Origin of the sequence: Pseudoalteromonas neustonica (genome assembly GCF_001653135.1) — a bacterium.
Lineage (GTDB): Bacteria > Pseudomonadota > Gammaproteobacteria > Enterobacterales > Alteromonadaceae > Pseudoalteromonas > Pseudoalteromonas neustonica.
The window spans coordinates 417,926-433,925 of the sequence record NZ_BDDS01000001.1 but is presented as its reverse complement, the minus strand read 5'-3'; the positions used below and the strand labels follow the sequence as shown (position 1 = coordinate 433,925).

At 38.7% G+C, this 16,000-nt stretch carries 18 protein-coding genes; 5 read left to right on the top strand and 13 right to left on the bottom strand.

Annotation, left to right across the window (positions count from 1 at the left end; genetic code table 11):
* Positions 1–18: 18 nt before the first annotated feature.
* Positions 19–1,740, bottom strand: coding sequence for an amidohydrolase (locus tag A7967_RS01855; RefSeq protein WP_054453816.1), 1,722 nt, complete (start codon positions 1,738–1,740; stop codon positions 19–21).
* Positions 1,741–2,015: 275 nt separating this feature from the next.
* On the opposite strand from A7967_RS01855, the gene A7967_RS01850 reads away from it, so the two are divergent.
* Both A7967_RS01850 and A7967_RS01845 read left to right on the top strand, forming a co-directional pair.
* Positions 2,016–2,684, top strand: coding sequence for a response regulator transcription factor (locus A7967_RS01850; RefSeq protein WP_064435323.1), 669 nt, complete (start codon positions 2,016–2,018; stop codon positions 2,682–2,684).
* Positions 2,677–3,846 (top strand): ATP-binding protein, encoded by a 1,170-nt coding sequence (locus A7967_RS01845; RefSeq protein WP_054453812.1) that lies wholly within the window; start codon positions 2,677–2,679, stop codon positions 3,844–3,846. The genes A7967_RS01850 and A7967_RS01845 overlap by 8 nt, the downstream gene beginning before the upstream one ends.
* A gap of 16 nt (positions 3,847–3,862) precedes the next feature.
* Here the strand turns inward: A7967_RS01845 and A7967_RS01840 are convergent, their stop codons facing one another.
* Complete coding sequence (locus A7967_RS01840; protein ID WP_064435322.1) at positions 3,863–4,852, bottom strand: hypothetical protein; 990 nt, start codon at positions 4,850–4,852, stop codon at positions 3,863–3,865.
* 107 nt (positions 4,853–4,959) lie between these two features.
* Between A7967_RS01840 and A7967_RS01835 the strand changes: the two genes are divergently transcribed.
* Positions 4,960–5,424: a YcxB family protein gene (locus tag A7967_RS01835; protein ID WP_054203404.1), complete on the top strand. Its 465-nt coding sequence runs from the start codon at positions 4,960–4,962 to the stop codon at positions 5,422–5,424.
* 34 nt (positions 5,425–5,458) lie between these two features.
* Here the strand turns inward: A7967_RS01835 and csrA are convergent, their stop codons facing one another.
* The 7 genes from csrA to A7967_RS01800 all read right to left on the bottom strand — a co-directional run bounded on the left by csrA (position 5,459) and on the right by A7967_RS01800 (position 12,579).
* Positions 5,459–5,650 carry a carbon storage regulator CsrA gene (gene csrA, locus A7967_RS01830; RefSeq protein WP_054203405.1) on the bottom strand — a complete coding sequence of 64 codons (192 nt, stop codon included), beginning with the start codon at positions 5,648–5,650 and terminating at the stop codon, positions 5,459–5,461.
* Between the two features lie 84 nt (positions 5,651–5,734).
* Entirely contained in the window at positions 5,735–6,958 is a 1,224-nt protein-coding gene (locus A7967_RS01825) for an aspartate kinase (RefSeq protein ID WP_054203406.1), read from the bottom strand.
* A gap of 6 nt (positions 6,959–6,964) precedes the next feature.
* The gene (alaS, locus tag A7967_RS01820; protein WP_054203407.1) at positions 6,965–9,565 is read right to left on the bottom strand and encodes an alanine--tRNA ligase; all 2,601 of its coding nucleotides are present in this window, start codon (positions 9,563–9,565) and stop codon (positions 6,965–6,967) included.
* Between the two features lie 19 nt (positions 9,566–9,584).
* Positions 9,585–10,037: a regulatory protein RecX gene (locus A7967_RS01815; protein WP_054203484.1), complete on the bottom strand. Its 453-nt coding sequence runs from the start codon at positions 10,035–10,037 to the stop codon at positions 9,585–9,587.
* Positions 10,038–10,048: 11 nt separating this feature from the next.
* Positions 10,049–10,837 (bottom strand): BPSS1780 family membrane protein, encoded by a 789-nt coding sequence (locus tag A7967_RS01810; protein ID WP_054203408.1) that lies wholly within the window; start codon positions 10,835–10,837, stop codon positions 10,049–10,051.
* A 78-nt stretch (positions 10,838–10,915) separates the two neighbouring features.
* Positions 10,916–11,539, bottom strand: a complete 624-nt coding sequence (locus A7967_RS01805) for a GTP cyclohydrolase II (protein ID WP_054203409.1) — start codon at positions 11,537–11,539, stop codon at positions 10,916–10,918.
* A 215-nt stretch (positions 11,540–11,754) separates the two neighbouring features.
* Entirely contained in the window at positions 11,755–12,579 is an 825-nt protein-coding gene (locus tag A7967_RS01800) for a LysR family transcriptional regulator (RefSeq protein WP_054453810.1), read from the bottom strand.
* Between the two features lie 104 nt (positions 12,580–12,683).
* Here A7967_RS01800 and A7967_RS01795 point away from each other — a divergent pair, with 104 nt between their 5' ends.
* On the top strand, positions 12,684–13,079 hold the full coding sequence (locus tag A7967_RS01795) for a hypothetical protein (RefSeq protein WP_054203411.1): 396 nt from the start codon (positions 12,684–12,686) through the stop codon (positions 13,077–13,079).
* A gap of 90 nt (positions 13,080–13,169) precedes the next feature.
* On the opposite strand, the gene A7967_RS01790 is transcribed toward A7967_RS01795, so the two are convergent.
* The 4 genes from A7967_RS01790 to A7967_RS01775 form a co-directional block, all read right to left on the bottom strand.
* Positions 13,170–13,379 carry a cold-shock protein gene (locus tag A7967_RS01790; RefSeq protein WP_054203412.1) on the bottom strand — a complete coding sequence of 70 codons (210 nt, stop codon included), beginning with the start codon at positions 13,377–13,379 and terminating at the stop codon, positions 13,170–13,172.
* A 186-nt stretch (positions 13,380–13,565) separates the two neighbouring features.
* Positions 13,566–13,775 (bottom strand): cold-shock protein, encoded by a 210-nt coding sequence (locus A7967_RS01785; protein WP_016706518.1) that lies wholly within the window; start codon positions 13,773–13,775, stop codon positions 13,566–13,568.
* Between the two features lie 181 nt (positions 13,776–13,956).
* Complete coding sequence (locus A7967_RS01780; RefSeq protein ID WP_054203413.1) at positions 13,957–14,166, bottom strand: cold-shock protein; 210 nt, start codon at positions 14,164–14,166, stop codon at positions 13,957–13,959.
* A 413-nt stretch (positions 14,167–14,579) separates the two neighbouring features.
* A complete protein-coding gene (locus A7967_RS01775) occupies positions 14,580–15,002 on the bottom strand; it encodes a hypothetical protein (RefSeq protein ID WP_054203414.1) in 423 nt (140 codons plus the stop codon).
* Between the two features lie 321 nt (positions 15,003–15,323).
* Here A7967_RS01775 and A7967_RS01770 point away from each other — a divergent pair, with 321 nt between their 5' ends.
* Entirely contained in the window at positions 15,324–15,953 is a 630-nt protein-coding gene (locus A7967_RS01770) for an SDR family oxidoreductase (protein ID WP_064435321.1), read from the top strand.
* The last annotated feature ends 47 nt before the right edge of the window (positions 15,954–16,000 follow it).

The window sequence follows — 16,000 nt, the reverse complement described above, 5'->3', positions numbered from 1 at the left end:
CTTTCAATGATTAAATTATTAACGTTTATAGACTTGCTCGCCGTCTAGCAATGTCATCATCACCTTCACCGATGTAATTTCGTCTGGTTTAATGTTGAATAGGTTTTTATCAAGTACGACGAGATCAGCGTGTTTACCCACTTCAATACTGCCTACTAAATCATCTTGTCGCATCGCATACGCACTATTAATAGTGTACGCTGCAATGGCTTGCTCTAAAGTAATTGCCTGTGGTGCGCGGGTAACTGCATGCATTAACCCTACTAAAGGATCAAACGTACTGACATTCCAATCACTACTAAGTGTTAGCCTTGCTCCTGCCGTTACCAGGCTTTTTATTGGTACTAAATCTTGCGCTCGCTCGGTGCCAATAAACTCAGCGACTTCAGGCCAATGCGCCGGGTTAGTAAACTCTCCCGCAACTTGCGCATCAGCAATTACATTAAGCTGTGCAAAGCGTTTATAGTCATCAGGATCTATGACTTCTAAATGGGTAATTCGGTGACGAGATTTACCCATAGACGCATTACCTATCGCATTGAGCGCTTCGCTGATCCCTCTATCACCAATGGCATGGATATTAAAATCAAACCCTTGGTTTTCCAGTGCTGTCAGATACTTTTCAATACGCGCTTGAGAAAAGTAATTAAGCCCTTTATTACCATATAAATCGAGCCAATTAATGGCATAAGGTTCATGCATTGCGGCGGTCGTATTAACTAAAATACCATCCATATAAAACTTTACTTGGTTTACTTTTAACAAGCTATTTTGGTCTGACTGGTACAAGCTTTTTAGCTTAGCAATTTGTTTTTCGTCATTCATTTGCGGATATGCCCACAACCCTAAATTAACTCGTAAACTTAATTTATCTTCGTCAGCAACCCGTTGCCACGTTTCTATGTGCCCGCGCTGCCAATACGTACGCGCATCGCTGATTGACGTTATGCCTGCCTTGTTCAGTTCGGGCATAGTGTATTCAATTAACCCTAAGTAATCTTGTTGCTGTGCATCTGGTAAAGACTGCATAGCAAGCTCCATCACCTGATTACCTGCGTTATCATATAAAATACCGTCAAGGTAGCCTTCTTCATCGCGACCAATCACCCCACCAATTGGATCTTTACTTTGGCTCGTAATTCCTGCCAGTTCAAGTGCTTTACTATTGACCCACATAGAGTGCGATGTTTGTTCCATGATGATCACAGGTCTATCTTTAACGGCTTCATTTATTACAGAAAGTGGCGAGTCACGCATAGCGAGTAAAGTCGCTATTTCATGCCCATAACCTATTAGCCATGTCGCATCTGGATTTTGTACCGAGGCACTATAAATAGCATCAATATAGTCATTAGTTGTAGCGTCACTTGGGATACTAAACTGAGTTGCAGTCGATGCTGACTCTAAAGGATGCATATGCACATCGTGAAACCCTGGCAGTACCATTTTACCTTCTAAATTAAGTACGCTTGTAGTTGCCCCAATAAAATCTTGAACGTCATCGTTAGAGCCAACAAATACTATTTTGTTATCCTGCAAAGCGACTGCCTGTGCCCACGGTTGTTGACCGTTAACCGTATACACATCCGCATTATAAAGAACTTTAGTCGCCACATGCGCGTTAGAATTATTGTTATCGGTTTGTTTTTCAGATGCTTGTGGTGGCGTATCACCGCAGCCAGACAGCATACAACTGAGAGCAAAAACACTCGTTGCTAAATTCATTTTAATAGTACCCATTGTTGTCTCCAAATATTTAGCGCTACACTAACAAAGTAATGGTAACTTAAAGGTAACAGTATAGAAGCAGTTGACTTTTTATGATTAAAATACGTTCAATAAAGGGGCTGTTTTATCACCCCGCGTCAGAGTACAAAGGGCAGCGCATGTTTAGCATTTATGCTACGTTATCGCCTATTTATGGGGAGTAACCACACACCACAGGCTCTACATGACTGAAAATAAACTCATTACTGTAAATTTACTCTCTAAAAATAAGCAGGCCCTAGAACACCATGATTATATTATTAGTTGAGGACGACGCAATTCTTGCACAACAAGCTATTACCTTTTTAGAAAATGAAGGTATTGAGGTGGACTATGCCCGCTCTTTAGCGCAAGCAAAAGGGATCTGTGTTGGGCAACATTATGATGCCATTATCCTTGATATCAACTTACCCGATGGCACTGGTTTATCATTAGCACAACAATGGCGTGATACTAACACCGCGCCTATTTTATTCCTCACTGCACGCAGTGCGCTTGAAGATAAACTCGCCGCATTTGCAGCAGGGGCACTTGATTATTTAACCAAGCCATTTGCACTTGAAGAATTAGTTATAAGAATAAAATTACTTGCAAAAAAACATAGCTGTGAAGCCACACACTTTAATCTTGATACCCTGAGTATCGATCTAGAAGCTAAAATTATAAAACGAGCGCAGCGCACTATTATTTTATCACCTCAACAATGGACTTTAGTCGCTTTATTACTAAGGCATAGCCCTGCTCCAGTGAGTAAAGAGATGATAATAAATACAGTTTGGCCAGATCAAGATGTAAATAACAACATGTATAAGTCACTACTTACGCGACTAAGAACGAACCTCACTAAAGATGACGAGGTGGAGCTACTGCATACGTTAAAAAAACAAGGCGTAGCGCTTAGGTTGGCAAATGACTAAAGTAAAACAACATTCAATCAGCCAATTTTTAGTATTACGTACAGCCATTACACTACTCACGATTATAGTGATTTGGATAGCTATCGTATTAAATAGCTATCACTATGCATTAGATGATACCGCCGCACATTACCTGTTTTATGATGCGGAGCAATTAGCTGAAAACCATTTGGCGCAGCCTTACATTGATGATTTTAAAATTGTTACTAAAAACATAAACGACTTACCAGCTTGGATCATTGACTTATGGCAGCAACAGCAACTAGAGCTTAACGAGGTATCGCTATTACAACACAATCGTGATGATGTTTATATTTTGCCATACAGCACAAACACCACTCCAATATTTGTAGTTCATTATTTTGCCCAAGCAGAGTCCCTCTCTTTACTCCCTTGGTTAGCGCTTATAGCTGGGATACTCACTGTCGTTATTATTGTTATCAACATAAATAGTGCGAAAAAAATCATCACTGAAACTTTAAAGCTACATGCCACTGTCCATGATAAGAAAATTCGTACTTTTTATTTTGATGAATTTGATACTGTTGCAATTCAGTTGAGGTCAATTAGAGCGAAAGAGCAAGATGCACAACAAAAAGAGCGTTTACTGTCCGCTTTTTTAAGCCATGAAGTGCGAACACCATTGAGCCAAATAAACCATTGTTTGTCTTTATTCGCCCAGCAAGATGATTTACCACTTGCGGCTCTACCTATAATAGATCAACTGTCTCATGCACACAAAAACCTCACCACAAGTAGTGATGCTATTTTAGCATTATGGCAATTAGAAGAATGCCACTTACACGAGGTAAACTTAACTACCTACCTTAAAAATTGGCAAACTAATTTAGCGAACAAAGGTGTGTGCATTGTTCTTAAAATGAGTATAAAAACTTTAAAAATCAAAACTTACAAGCCATTACTGAATTTAATGTTAGAACAAATCAGTAGAAATTATCAACATTATGCAAATGGCGATTTACAGGTAACTCTTTGTGAAACTGGCATTACATTTACTAATACTACGAATAAAGACATTACCCAAAAAGGCAATGGACTTGGCTTTATGATCATCAACCAAGCCTGTAAACAACTAAACTGGCACTATAATGTTACCCAGCAAGCAGATATGTTTACTGTGCGCTTAACATTCAATTATTAACTTAAACATAGATTGCTCAGTTACAGATTCTTACTAATGGTTTGTTGGTTTTAAGGCTCGTAATTTGCCAGTTTATCCCGTTGCTATCTTTACTTTCAGTAATGCTAACTTGGGCAATATCGCTAAACATATAGTCGCCGGGTGCATTTAAACGAGTTAAATTAGCAGCTAACTTTTGTTGGCAAAACTCACCGGTGTCGCCATGAATGACAAGTACAGGTTTTTCCACCGATTGGGCGAACTGCGCTAGTGCATCACGATAGATTTTAAAGCCATCACAATTGGCAGTAACCAACTCACTGCATGCAGCTTGCTCCGTTTTATGAGTATAAATATCTGCCTGAAAAGCTATAACATAGGCTTTGGCTTTTGGGTCTGCTTGCGCTAACCAGCTTAGGTTATTGCTATCTCTTAAGTCTGCGTGGTGATAAGCCATTTGCTTATCACTTTTTAATACTTGCCGACGACCATTATGAGTCCCCGCTATATGCAGCGTCATAAATTCAACGTCAGCGAACTGCCAACGCGCATTTTCTGTCATACTCGTTTGGCGTTTAAAGCCCGTCAGTGTAGTCAATTTTTCAAGGTAAGCCTTATCAAACATCAATTCTTTTATAAAAGCCAAACGCTCTAGCTCATCATAACGAGGGGTTAAGTTTTCACGGTCGCAGTCGGTCCAATCATTATCCCCTGGTGTAAATACAAATGGCTGCTCTGTTAAAGTGCTAAGCAGTTGCTTATGTGTTGTAAGTAACTTATCAGTGCATGGCTCTGCGCCCGCTTTCATATCACCTAAGTGCATTAAAAAACCATGAGGAGTTTGCGCTATTTTTTTGCCTAAAAGACCTGTGGGGGCTAAGTTTTTATGATCAATAATTGTATAAGGCATGTCTGCCATAACCAAAAAATCTGTCACCGGTTTTGCTTCTATTGGGCTAGCACTGAGTGAGCTTGCACTTACCAACACAATGATCGAACTCATTAAACCAAACATATTACCCATCATAAAGCGTCATTATTTTGTTTAACATCTCATAATGAAAGCCAAAAGAAACGGCTTTTTTTAATTAAGCTTGCTAAAATAGCGCAACTGTTAGAATCAATAGTAAAACTATGTTATTCACTACAAGCTACACCCTTGATAAACCTTATTTTTATGAATGTTTTGATGAATCATTGCCCTATAGTGGACAAGCAAAACCTAAATATGCTTTTTTAGCATTGCTGGTAAGCCTTGGGCTGATTGCAATATATGTAATGGATAAGCACTATTTAGGCAACTTTATGATCATGGCTGCTGTATTGGAGTGTGTTGCTTTTTACTACCGTAGACCTTGGTGGGTAACGCGTCAAATGCTCAGTCGTGCATCAGGTTCAGAAGCGACCCTAACGATTGATAAAGAAGGGTTTAAAAGCGTTAATCCGTATAAAAGCTATCAACTTGAATGGCAAAACATTGATGAAGTGATCTTTACTAATCAAGGCATTGTTTTAAAAAGTAGTAAAGGTATGCAATATATTTCAAACAGCGTACTCACTGATGACGTTATTCAATACATAAAAAAAAGAGCCACTTAATAAGCGGCTCTTTCATATCAATTCAATTGGCTAATTAATCGTTGCCCGGATTCGGGTTAGACTTTTCAGCTTGGATACGCATGTAAATTTCTTCACGGTGTACCGATACGTCTTTAGGTGCATTAACACCAATACGTACTTGATTTCCTTTAACACCTAGTACAGTGACTGTTACTTCGTCACCAATCATTAGGGTTTCACCTACTCGACGAGTTAGTATTAGCATTCTCTTGCTCCCATTATTCCAATAAATTAAAAGATTCCGCGTTCGTATCTTAAAGAAAATAAGCCTTAAAAGTAAGTAAAAACTCTAAATCGATTCATTTTCCGTTAAAAAAACCTTATGTAATGCACGTACTGCCAATTCTAAGTATTTTTCATCTATTAAAACTGAGATTTTAATCTCAGATGTTGATACTAATAACACTTGAATATTCTCTTTTGCTAATGCATCAAAAAATAAACTTGCCACACCTGAGTGTGATTTCATACCTACACCAACGGCTGATACTTTAGCTACTGAGCTACAACCTGAAACATCATCACTGTTAATACAGTGGGGATTATTACGTAATACTTCAAGCGATTGATCAAAATCATTAGTGTGTACTGTAAAAGCATAGTCTATTTTTTCAAAGTTATGATTAACTTGATTAATCATATCTATTTCGATGCCATTTTCTGAAAAAAGTTTCAATATTGACGCTAAATACTCAGTGCCACTAGGCACACCATTAACGTTAATAAGACTTTCGTCACGATTAAAAGCAATACCAGAGACCACATTACTTTTCATATCGGTTTCCTCAAAGCTAATTAGTGTGCCTTGATCTGGGTTAAAACTCGACAACACCCTTATCGGTAAATTATATTTACCAGCGGCTTCTACACAGCGAATATGCAATACCTTTGCACCGAGGCTAGCCATTTCTAACATTTCTTCAAAAGTGACATGACTCATACGCCGCGCTTTAGGCTCAATACGAGGATCGGTTGTATAGACTCCGTCAACATCTGTGTAGATTTGACATTCATCGGCACCTATTGCACCTGCAATCTCAACTGCAGAGGTATCTGTACCGCCACGACCAAGCGTTGTAATATTACCTTCAACATCACGCCCCTGAAATCCAGCTATAATTGCAATGCGATTATGCTCAAGTTCATGTTTTAGCCTTGTTGCTGCTACGTCTTCAATACGCGCTTTACCAAACATATTATCAGTACGAATATTCACTTGATCTGCTAATAAGCTCACCGCAGAATGGCCACGCTTTATAATAGCCATAGCAAGTAGTGCTACAGAAACTTGTTCACCCGTTGTTAGAAGTACATCGAGTTCACGGCTGCTCGGACGAGCATCGATTTGTTTGGCAAGATTGATGAGGCGGTTAGTCTCTCCAGACATTGCAGAGAGCACCACCACCACTTGATGTCCTTGTTGCTTAGTTTTCACAACAAGGTCGGCAACAGCTTCTATACGCTCAATAGAGCCTACCGAAGTGCCACCGAACTTTTGAACAATAAGCGCCACTTAAGCTTAAGTACGCTCAGTTAACCAAGCTGTAACACTATCAAGTGCTGCGCTTAAATGTTGTGGCTGCGAACCACCGGCTTGTGCCATATCAGGGCGACCGCCGCCCTTACCGCCAACTTGAGACGCCATGTGGTTCACAAGCTCACCCGCTTTAACTTTACCGATTAAGTCTTTCGTAACACCAGCAATCAGGCTTACTTTGTCGCCATCAGCAACGCCTAAAGCAATAACACCTGAGCCAATCTTATTTTTAAGATCATCAACCATGCCGCGTAACGCTTTTGATTCAGTGCCTTCAACGTTTGCCACAAGTAGCTTAATGCCATTAATTTCAACGATTGAATCAAGTAAAGATGCACCCGCTGCGCTTGCTAACTTATCGCTTAACTGTGCAATTTGTTTCTCAAGGCCTTTTGATTTTTCAAGCAAAGCGGTTACTTTTTCAAGCACTGAGGCGCTATCGCCTTTTACCAGTGCCGCTACATCGTTTAAATGCTGCTCTTGCGTGCTCACGTAAGCTATGGCATCAGCGCCTGTTACCGCTTCAATACGACGTACACCAGCAGCAATACCACTTTCAGATACGATTTTGAATAAACCGATATCACCGGCACGATTTACGTGAGTACCACCACACAGCTCAATCGAGTAATCGCCAATGGTGACTACGCGAACTTCGTCATCGTATTTTTCACCAAATAACGCCATTGCGCCTTTTTCTTTGGCCTCATCGATTGCCATCAACTCAGTGTTAAGGGCAAAGTTACGACGAATTTCGTCGTTTACTACACGCTCAATTTCACGTAGCTCAGCTTTAGTAACCGCTTCAAAATGCGAGAAATCAAAACGTAAACGTTCAGGGTCTACTAATGAGCCTTTTTGCGATACGTGGTCGCCTAATAACTGACGCAGTGCTTCGTGTAGAATATGCGTAGCAGTATGGTTCTTTTTAACGCGATCGCGACGCGCATCATTAATGTTTGCATCTACTTTGTCGTTCACACCAATACGACCCATCACTGTTCCGTGATGTGCAAAAGCATTACCAAGCTTGGTTGTATTAGTAACAGTAAATTCACCACCGGCAACTGTTAGCGTGCCTGTGTCGCCAACTTGGCCACCTGATTCAGCGTAGAATGGTGTACGGTCCAGCACTACAATACCTTGTTGGCCATCCTCAAGTACTGATACCGTTTCACCTTGTGCGAACATTTCGATTACAGTACCGCTATAATGTGTTGCAGTGTAGCCTTTAAAGTCTGTGTGTTTATCTGATTTTAATTGTTGGTTGTAATCTGCACCAAATTTACCCGCTTGCTGGGCAGTCTTACGCTGCACAGCCATGCACTCTTGGAAGCCTTGCTCATCAATACTCATAAAGCGCTCACGGGCAACGTCAGCGGTTAAATCAGCAGGGAAACCGTATGTATCATAAAGTTTAAAGACTAATTCACCAGGGATCACATCACCGGTTAAACTCGTTAAGCTATCTTCTAAAATAGCTAAACCACGCTCAAGTGTTTTACCAAACTGCTCTTCTTCGATACGCAGTACTTTTTCAATAATTTCTTGTTGTTTTGCAAGCTCAGGGTACGCTTGACCCATTTGCTCGATTAACGCCGCTACTAATTTATAAAAGAAAGAACCTTGTGCGCCTAGTTTGTTGCCGTGGCGAACCGCGCGGCGAATAATGCGGCGCAGTACATAACCACGACCTTCATTTGATGGCATTACACCATCTGAGATCAAAAATGCACATGAACGAATATGATCCGCGACTACGCGCAGTGATTTATCATCCATATCTTGTGCATTGGTCACTTCTGCAGCTGCTTTAATCAAGCCTTGGAATAAATCTATTTCGTAATTTGAATGTACGCCTTGTAAAATAGCGGCAATACGCTCAAGACCCATGCCCGTATCAACAGACTGCTTAGGAAGCGGCTCCATCGCACCGTCGCTTTGACGGTTATACTGCATGAATACCAAGTTCCAAATTTCAATGAAACGGTCGCCATCCTCTTCAGGCGAGCCTGGAGGGCCGCCCCAAATATGTTCGCCATGATCATAAAAAATTTCAGAACATGGGCCACATGGACCAGTGTCACCCATTGACCAAAAGTTATCTGAGGTAGCAATACGAATAATACGCTCTTCAGGCAAACCAATTTCGTTAGCCCAATAACCAAATGCTTCTTCATCGTCATGATAAATAGTAACAAGCAGTTTTTCTTTAGGTAGTTTTACTACGTCGGTTAAAAATTCCCAAGCAAACTTAATCGCGTCTTGCTTAAAGTAATCACCAAAACTAAAGTTACCTAACATTTCAAAGAATGTATGGTGACGGGCTGTGTAGCCTACATTTTCTAAATCGTTATGCTTACCACCGGCACGCACACAACGTTGTGAGCTTGTTGCGCGGTTATAAGGGCGACTTTCTGCGCCTAAAAATACGTCTTTAAATTGTACCATGCCGGCATTATTAAATAATAATGTCGCATCGTTACCCGGAATAAGCGAGCTTGATGGAACAATTTGATGTTGTTTACTGGCAAAAAAGTCTAAAAACTGTTGCCTGATCTGTGCGGTAGTCATGTGCTGCATGTGAACGTCTCACCCATTTTTACTGTGCTTGCATTGCAAAATCTATTTGTTCGTAACTGAACCCTCGATACATTAAGTAGCGCACGCGCTTAGCTTTTTCTTTGTGATCGAAGTCGTCCTGTGAATTTGAATATTTCTTTAAATACGCATCCTGCGCTAACTCAAACCAATCTATTTCAAATGATTCAATAACACTTTCTAAAAGTGTTCGGTCAATCCTTTTTCCCATGGCTTCGCTTTGTATACGCTTTAAACCATGTTTTTTAGCAATATGACGACGAACAAACCCTTCAATATAACGCTGCTCATTAATAAAATTGTGCTCTTCGCACCAATCTAATAAAGCCTCGATAAATTCAGGCGTTGCCTCTTTTTGCTGTAATTTTTGGGTTAACTCTCGACGCGAATATTCTTGGCGTCCGAGTAACCAAAGTACATAATTCTTTAGCTTTTTTTGTAAAGCTTCATCCATTTCATCAGCCATTACGCGTCAAAACGACCGCTGTCATCATTATGCTGCTGCGCCACAGGCTTTTCATCTGCTGGCGGTACAATCGGCATAAAAATAGCTTGATAAGAAACAAAAAAACTAATGTAACAAATCGGCATTAAAACCAACAGAGGCAAGAATGATAAGAACATTGAAAACATCATCAAACCCGCTGCAATTGCGCCGTATATACTCAGTGGAGCCATGTTGTGATAAAACACCATAAATGAGCTTTTTAGCACTTCAAATATATGTTTTTGTTTATTAAAATAAACCAGTGGTACAGCGTACGCAAACGCGGTTAAATAAACCGACAAAGCAATTAAAAACAAAGCCACATTCGCCATCGAAATACTGTTAATGACTTGCTGCAATGCGATATTTGGATCTACATTTGGATTACTCATAATTTCAACCGCTTCACCAAATAAACCACTGGCTAATAGTGCCATCAGTATACCCGCTGCCATTTGGTACAATGCCAAACGTAATAGCCCCATTCGATTACCTTTAGCCGTGAAAGGCTTAAGAATATCGGCCAGCATAATTTTTCCGCCTTGCTGCTTAGTAATTACCGCTTGGTAAAAACCAGCCGTTAAAAATGGCGTTGCAAGCGCGGCTAATATTTGCAAAAAAGGCAAAAATAGCGACAGTAAGCCGACAATACCTATAAATAAGTGCATAAAAATAAAGGTAAATGGCTGTGTTTTAAAAATATGCCACCCAGCTTTAAACCATTTCAGCCCAGCATCGGCTTTAAATACTCGTAATTCAATTGACATACTAGCTCTTAAATTAGCAACAAAACACGCCGAGTATAACTCGGCGCAAGGTGGGATCACAGAGTTGAAAGCTCAAAACTATGGTTTTTTAATCTTCTTTATATCTAACATGTGCGCGCCGTGCTTAATTTTAGTTTCTAAATAAGCACGATTCCCTACGACACCCGCTTTAATATGAGCGTGAGTGCCTACAACTGAATCAACCTCAATCCCAGCATCTCGCAGTGCATTTAATTTATTTGGGTTATTTGTCATTAATTTAACATGATTTAACCCCATCGCTTCAAGCATCAAAACGGCGTCTGAGAAGTCACGTAAATCATCAGCAAACCCTAAATGGTTATTTGCTTCATAGGTATTCATACCTTGTGATTGCAATACATAAGCATCGATTTTGTTATATAAACCAATGCCGCGCCCTTCTTGGCGTAAATAGAGCAAAATACCACCCTGTTGGTTCATCATCTCAATACATTCATTGAGTTGTTCGCCACAATCACAGCGAGATGAATGAAATACATCGCCTGTTAAACACTCAGAATGCATACGGATAAGTGGTACAGATTGCTCTGTATCTGCACGGTTAAATACCAATGCAACATGCTCTTGACCATCTTTTAAACCGCTGAATGAGATTATTTCTGCGGGAATATCACTGTTTTTGCCAACATTAAGCTGGACTCTAGCTCTTACTTGCGCCACGACAAATCCAAATTTTAAGAATAAATGCGATGTTATAAAGTGTGATATTATCACGAGGTGTACTTGTATTTAAAATAATGCAACATCGCAATAAGTAATCACTATATTGAGGCAATTACCAACAATTCAAGCATTATACCTCAGATAGCGCATAGGCTAAATCGCCAATTTAACTTACCTATAATACCTTACGGCTGAGATATAAAATAAAAACTTTAAATCAGTGAGGTACCTTCGATAACTGCAACTACACTCTTTGGTAACTTTCGATAAGCTAATACAATCGAGCGCATTATAGGGTTATTTAAGACAATCGGAATATACTTTAAATCACATTCTTTTTGAATGTATGATTCAGGTATAACAGCAACTCCGAAACCTAACTTTACAAGGCCTTGAAGCTGAAAGTCATGGATAGCTTTGCCTTGATAAGTGATTGATATATTTTCATCACTAATAAGTCTTTCAAATGCTTTTCGATTAGTGCAGTAAGGCCTTTCAATAAAGGCTAACCCTTGCAACTCATTCAAACCCACTGTTTTATTTTTCGCTAAGGGGTGATCTTTATGTACGATCAGCTTATAGCCTTCTTGGTTTAGCCCTTTAAATTTAAACTGTGGTGGTAATAATTGCTCATCAATCAGCGCTATTTGCGCTTGTTCAATAACATCAACGATGAATAAGTTAACATTTATAGGTGTATTTTTTATCAGTTCTAGAATATTAGCGTAGCGCTCGATATTTATATCCGGCTGCACATATAGATTTAACTCGTGCACATTGCTAGGTATAAAAGCGGCCTCTAACTGCTGGTTTTGTAACAGTAAATCACTCGCAAGTTTGTAAAGCTTATGGCCATCAGCGGTGGGTTTTATACCTCGTTTACTGCGTTCAAATAACTTAACACCTAAACTTATTTCCAGAGTTTTAATAGCATGAGTAACTGAAGGCTGAGCAATGAAACATCGCGATGCCGCTGCAGTGATTGATCCTTCCTCATATGCTGAGATGAAGTAAGTTAATGGCCTAACCTCTATCACATAATTTACCTATAGATTGATAATATAAACAATATTATACCTATAGCTATGAATTTGCTAATTTCAACTGAGAAAACAATACAATTAACCAAAAGGACTAAAAAATGATTGAACGCTATAGTGATATTGCAATTCATAAAGTTTTAAATTTATTCGAAAAAGGAAATATGGCATTACTAGATTTAATTGCTGACGATATTGATCTGCGTATAGAGCATTACAAAGATGATGCGCAAACCAGTTGGCAACAATGCAATGACAAAGCTGGCTTTATAACTTTATTAACTCGTCTAAGTACTGATATTTTTCCTAAAGGAACCCTTATTACAAGCATGGGATCTCAAGCTTTAGGGGATGGCTGGCATATAACAACCTTTGATCAATCATTTTGGTATGGTGAAGCAAAAAAAGACGTTAGCAGCCGTACTTATATTATTTCTCATGAGTTGGCAGGTAAAGTGGATTATTTTCGCGAAACTGTGAGTACGATAAGATACTGAATAAAAGAATGTGAAATGTATTAAAAATGCAGAAGTTATTTTAAATAATAATATTAATGGGTTATTGCTAACCCATTAAATTGTATGCAATTAGATGCAAACGATGTTTTCAGCTTGTGGACCTTTTTGACCTTGAGTAACAGTAAACTGTACACGTTGGCCTTCAGCAAGAGTTTTGAAACCGTCGCCTGAGATTGCACTGAAATGAGCAAAAACGTCAGGACCTGACTCTTGTTCGATAAAACCGAAACCTTTTGCTTCGTTGAAAAATTTAACTGTACCAGTTGTAGTGTTAGACATAATAGATATCCTAAAAATTAATAAAAGTGTGCCATAAAGAGGCGGTTGAGCTGGAAAAAACAAATATTTAACTGAGGATAACGCGTAGAATTATTACTAATAACAACGTGGTACGTACAAATAAACAATCTTTCTTTCAAACTTCTAAACATTAATGGGTTATTGCTAACCCATTAAATAAGGCAATTAGATGCAAACGATGTTTTCAGCTTGCGGGCCTTTTTGACCTTGAGTAACAGTAAACTGTACACGTTGGCCTTCAGCAAGGGTTTTAAAACCATCGCCAGAGATAGCACTGAAATGAGCAAAAACGTCAGGACCTGACTCTTGTTCGATAAAACCGAAACCTTTTGCTTCATTAAAGAATTTAACTGTACCAGTTGTTGTAGTAGACATAATAGATATCCTAAATATAGTAAATGTGTGTCTGTAATTCAGACGATTGAGCCGGAAAAAATATTTAACTGAGGACAGCGCGTATAATTATTACTAATAACAACGTGGTACGTACAAATAAACAATTTTTTTTCAAACTTATATATTGACGGGTTAGTAATAACCCATCAATTTAAACAATTTAGATGCAAACGATATTTTCAGCTTGCGGGCCTTTTTGACCTTGAGTAACAGTAAACTGTACACGTTGGCCTTCAGCTAGAGTTTTAAAGCCATCACTTGTGATTGCGCTGAAATGAGCAAAAACATCAGGGCCTGACTCTTGTTCAATAAAACCAAAACCTTTAGCTTCGTTAAACCATTTTACTGAACCAGTAGTTGTAGTAGACATAATAGTATCCTAAGAATTAATAAAAGTGCGCCTTTAAAATAGGCAATTTAACAAGGAAGAAAACGAATATTTAACTGAGGATAACGCGAAGGATTATTACTAATAACAACGTGGTACTTACAAATAAACAGGGCTTTCTATCAACCCGATGCGAAGAAGGATAACAGTAAATCCGACCATAGAACAAGTTTTATTTAATTTTATTTATATATTAACACGAAGAAAACTATCAAACGGTCGTGTTATTGATACTTTCAAAAGCTCTTCCCCTTGTTAACATTGTCCTGCAGCAAGATCCCACTTTATTAATAATTATTAACGATGTTGACAACTTTAATAATTATTAATAAGTGCAATGTTTATTTTTAAGCTAAACGCGTCCAATTATTTCTATTTAAATAATGCGTTCACTATTATTTAGCTGAAAGTTTTTCTAATAATTCGTCAATTTCAGTTTTTAGCTCTTTATCTGCGATTTTATTCGCGCTTACTTTAGCGTTTTCAAGACTTGTAATTGCAGCCTCAATTTGGCCTAGCTCTATTTGCATAGTCGCTATTGAGTAAGCGATTGATGACATGTAATCCTTCGCGTTAATTTCTACCGCTTTTGCTAATGCCTTTTCATACAATAATACTGCATCTTCAAACTCGTCAGTAAAATCTGCTAACGTTTCCCACTGAACGGGATGATCTTTATCGGTGCTTTCGTTTTCAATACACAATGCTTTTAGCTCAGCGTAAAGAGCATCAAACCTAGTTTGGTTTTTTCTTTGTGCTGCATCTACAAGCTCGCCAGCTAAATTTAAAACTATTTTATAAAGCTTAGTATTCATCATTGTTCATTGCCTTTTTTGTAAAAATAAAACCCATACTTAATCATATTATTGTGTACTAAAAATAGTGCCTCGAAAAATAAAAAAAAGACCGAGCAAGCATTAAATTAAGAAATAAAATGATAACACAGCAACTACGCTTATTTCATTTACTCCACTTTTTATTGCACGTTTCATGCAACTTTAAGATAAAGATGACCCTGTCTTAGTAAAAGCATGTTTAGTGCTTACTTGTTATATACCCCTTTAAAAATAAATATCTCCCCCAAGCTCTATTGTTACGCGAGTAATTTAGCGATTCATTTATAACGAAAGGAGTTAACAATGGGCAAAACATTAATCATAGGTGCAAGTGGCCAAATAGGTAAAATGACGACACAATTACTACTTAATGATCAGCAGCATGTTATCGCGCTTGTTCGCGATAAAAATAAGTTAAGCGATTTAAGTAGTAGCTACTTGGATATTATCGAGCAGGATCTTGAAAGTGACTTTAGCCAAGCGTTTGATGGCTGTGAGCAAGTAATCTTTGCCGCAGGTTCAGGTGGTAGTACGGGTGATGATAAAACGTTATTAATTGATTTATGGGCGGCAACTAAAGCCGTAAATTATGCAAAACAATATGGCATTAAGCGCTTTATCATGGTCAGTTCAATTGGTGCAGATAACCCGGATGCAATCCAAAGCGATTTAAAACCTTATTTAGTGGCAAAACACATGGCTGATGAGCATTTAATAAATAGTGGCTTAAATTATACAATCGTACGCCCAGGCTCACTCACCGACGAAGATGCTTCACTAAAAATTACCACACAACAACCCAGTGAGCGAAATGAGGCTAAAATCAGTCGAGAAAACGTTGCGAATGCGCTATTACTAATAGCCAACCATTCAACAAACGAAAATAGCATCTTTGAGTTATTCGATGGCGATAAGCCAATCACTTCACTTTAATCGCATTCCATATTAAAAGCGGCTCAACGGCCGCTTTTAATATGTTT

What these genes read in the sequence shown, in the direction of transcription:
- A7967_RS01815 (WP_054203484.1), bottom strand. Translation starts at nt 10,037, where the DNA reads ATGGATGAAGCTTTACAAAAAAAGCTAAAGAATTATGTACTTTGGTTA.
- A7967_RS01835 (WP_054203404.1), top strand. Translation starts at nt 4,960, where the DNA reads ATGTTATTCACTACAAGCTACACCCTTGATAAACCTTATTTTTATGAA.
- A7967_RS01810 (WP_054203408.1), bottom strand. Translation starts at nt 10,837, where the DNA reads ATGTCAATTGAATTACGAGTATTTAAAGCCGATGCTGGGCTGAAATGG.
- A7967_RS01790 (WP_054203412.1), bottom strand. Translation starts at nt 13,379, where the DNA reads ATGTCTAACACTACAACTGGTACAGTTAAATTTTTCAACGAAGCAAAA.
- A7967_RS01770 (WP_064435321.1), top strand. Translation starts at nt 15,324, where the DNA reads ATGGGCAAAACATTAATCATAGGTGCAAGTGGCCAAATAGGTAAAATG.
- A7967_RS01855 (WP_054453816.1), bottom strand. Translation starts at nt 1,740, where the DNA reads ATGGGTACTATTAAAATGAATTTAGCAACGAGTGTTTTTGCTCTCAGT.
- A7967_RS01845 (WP_054453812.1), top strand. Translation starts at nt 2,677, where the DNA reads ATGACTAAAGTAAAACAACATTCAATCAGCCAATTTTTAGTATTACGT.
- A7967_RS01840 (WP_064435322.1), bottom strand. Translation starts at nt 4,852, where the DNA reads ATGATGGGTAATATGTTTGGTTTAATGAGTTCGATCATTGTGTTGGTA.
- A7967_RS01775 (WP_054203414.1), bottom strand. Translation starts at nt 15,002, where the DNA reads ATGATGAATACTAAGCTTTATAAAATAGTTTTAAATTTAGCTGGCGAG.
- A7967_RS01850 (WP_064435323.1), top strand. Translation starts at nt 2,016, where the DNA reads ATGATTATATTATTAGTTGAGGACGACGCAATTCTTGCACAACAAGCT.
- A7967_RS01785 (WP_016706518.1), bottom strand. Translation starts at nt 13,775, where the DNA reads ATGTCTACTACAACAACTGGTACAGTTAAATTCTTTAATGAAGCAAAA.
- alaS (WP_054203407.1), bottom strand. Translation starts at nt 9,565, where the DNA reads ATGCAGCACATGACTACCGCACAGATCAGGCAACAGTTTTTAGACTTT.
- A7967_RS01795 (WP_054203411.1), top strand. Translation starts at nt 12,684, where the DNA reads ATGATTGAACGCTATAGTGATATTGCAATTCATAAAGTTTTAAATTTA.
- csrA (WP_054203405.1), bottom strand. Translation starts at nt 5,650, where the DNA reads ATGCTAATACTAACTCGTCGAGTAGGTGAAACCCTAATGATTGGTGAC.
- A7967_RS01780 (WP_054203413.1), bottom strand. Translation starts at nt 14,166, where the DNA reads ATGTCTACTACAACTACTGGTTCAGTAAAATGGTTTAACGAAGCTAAA.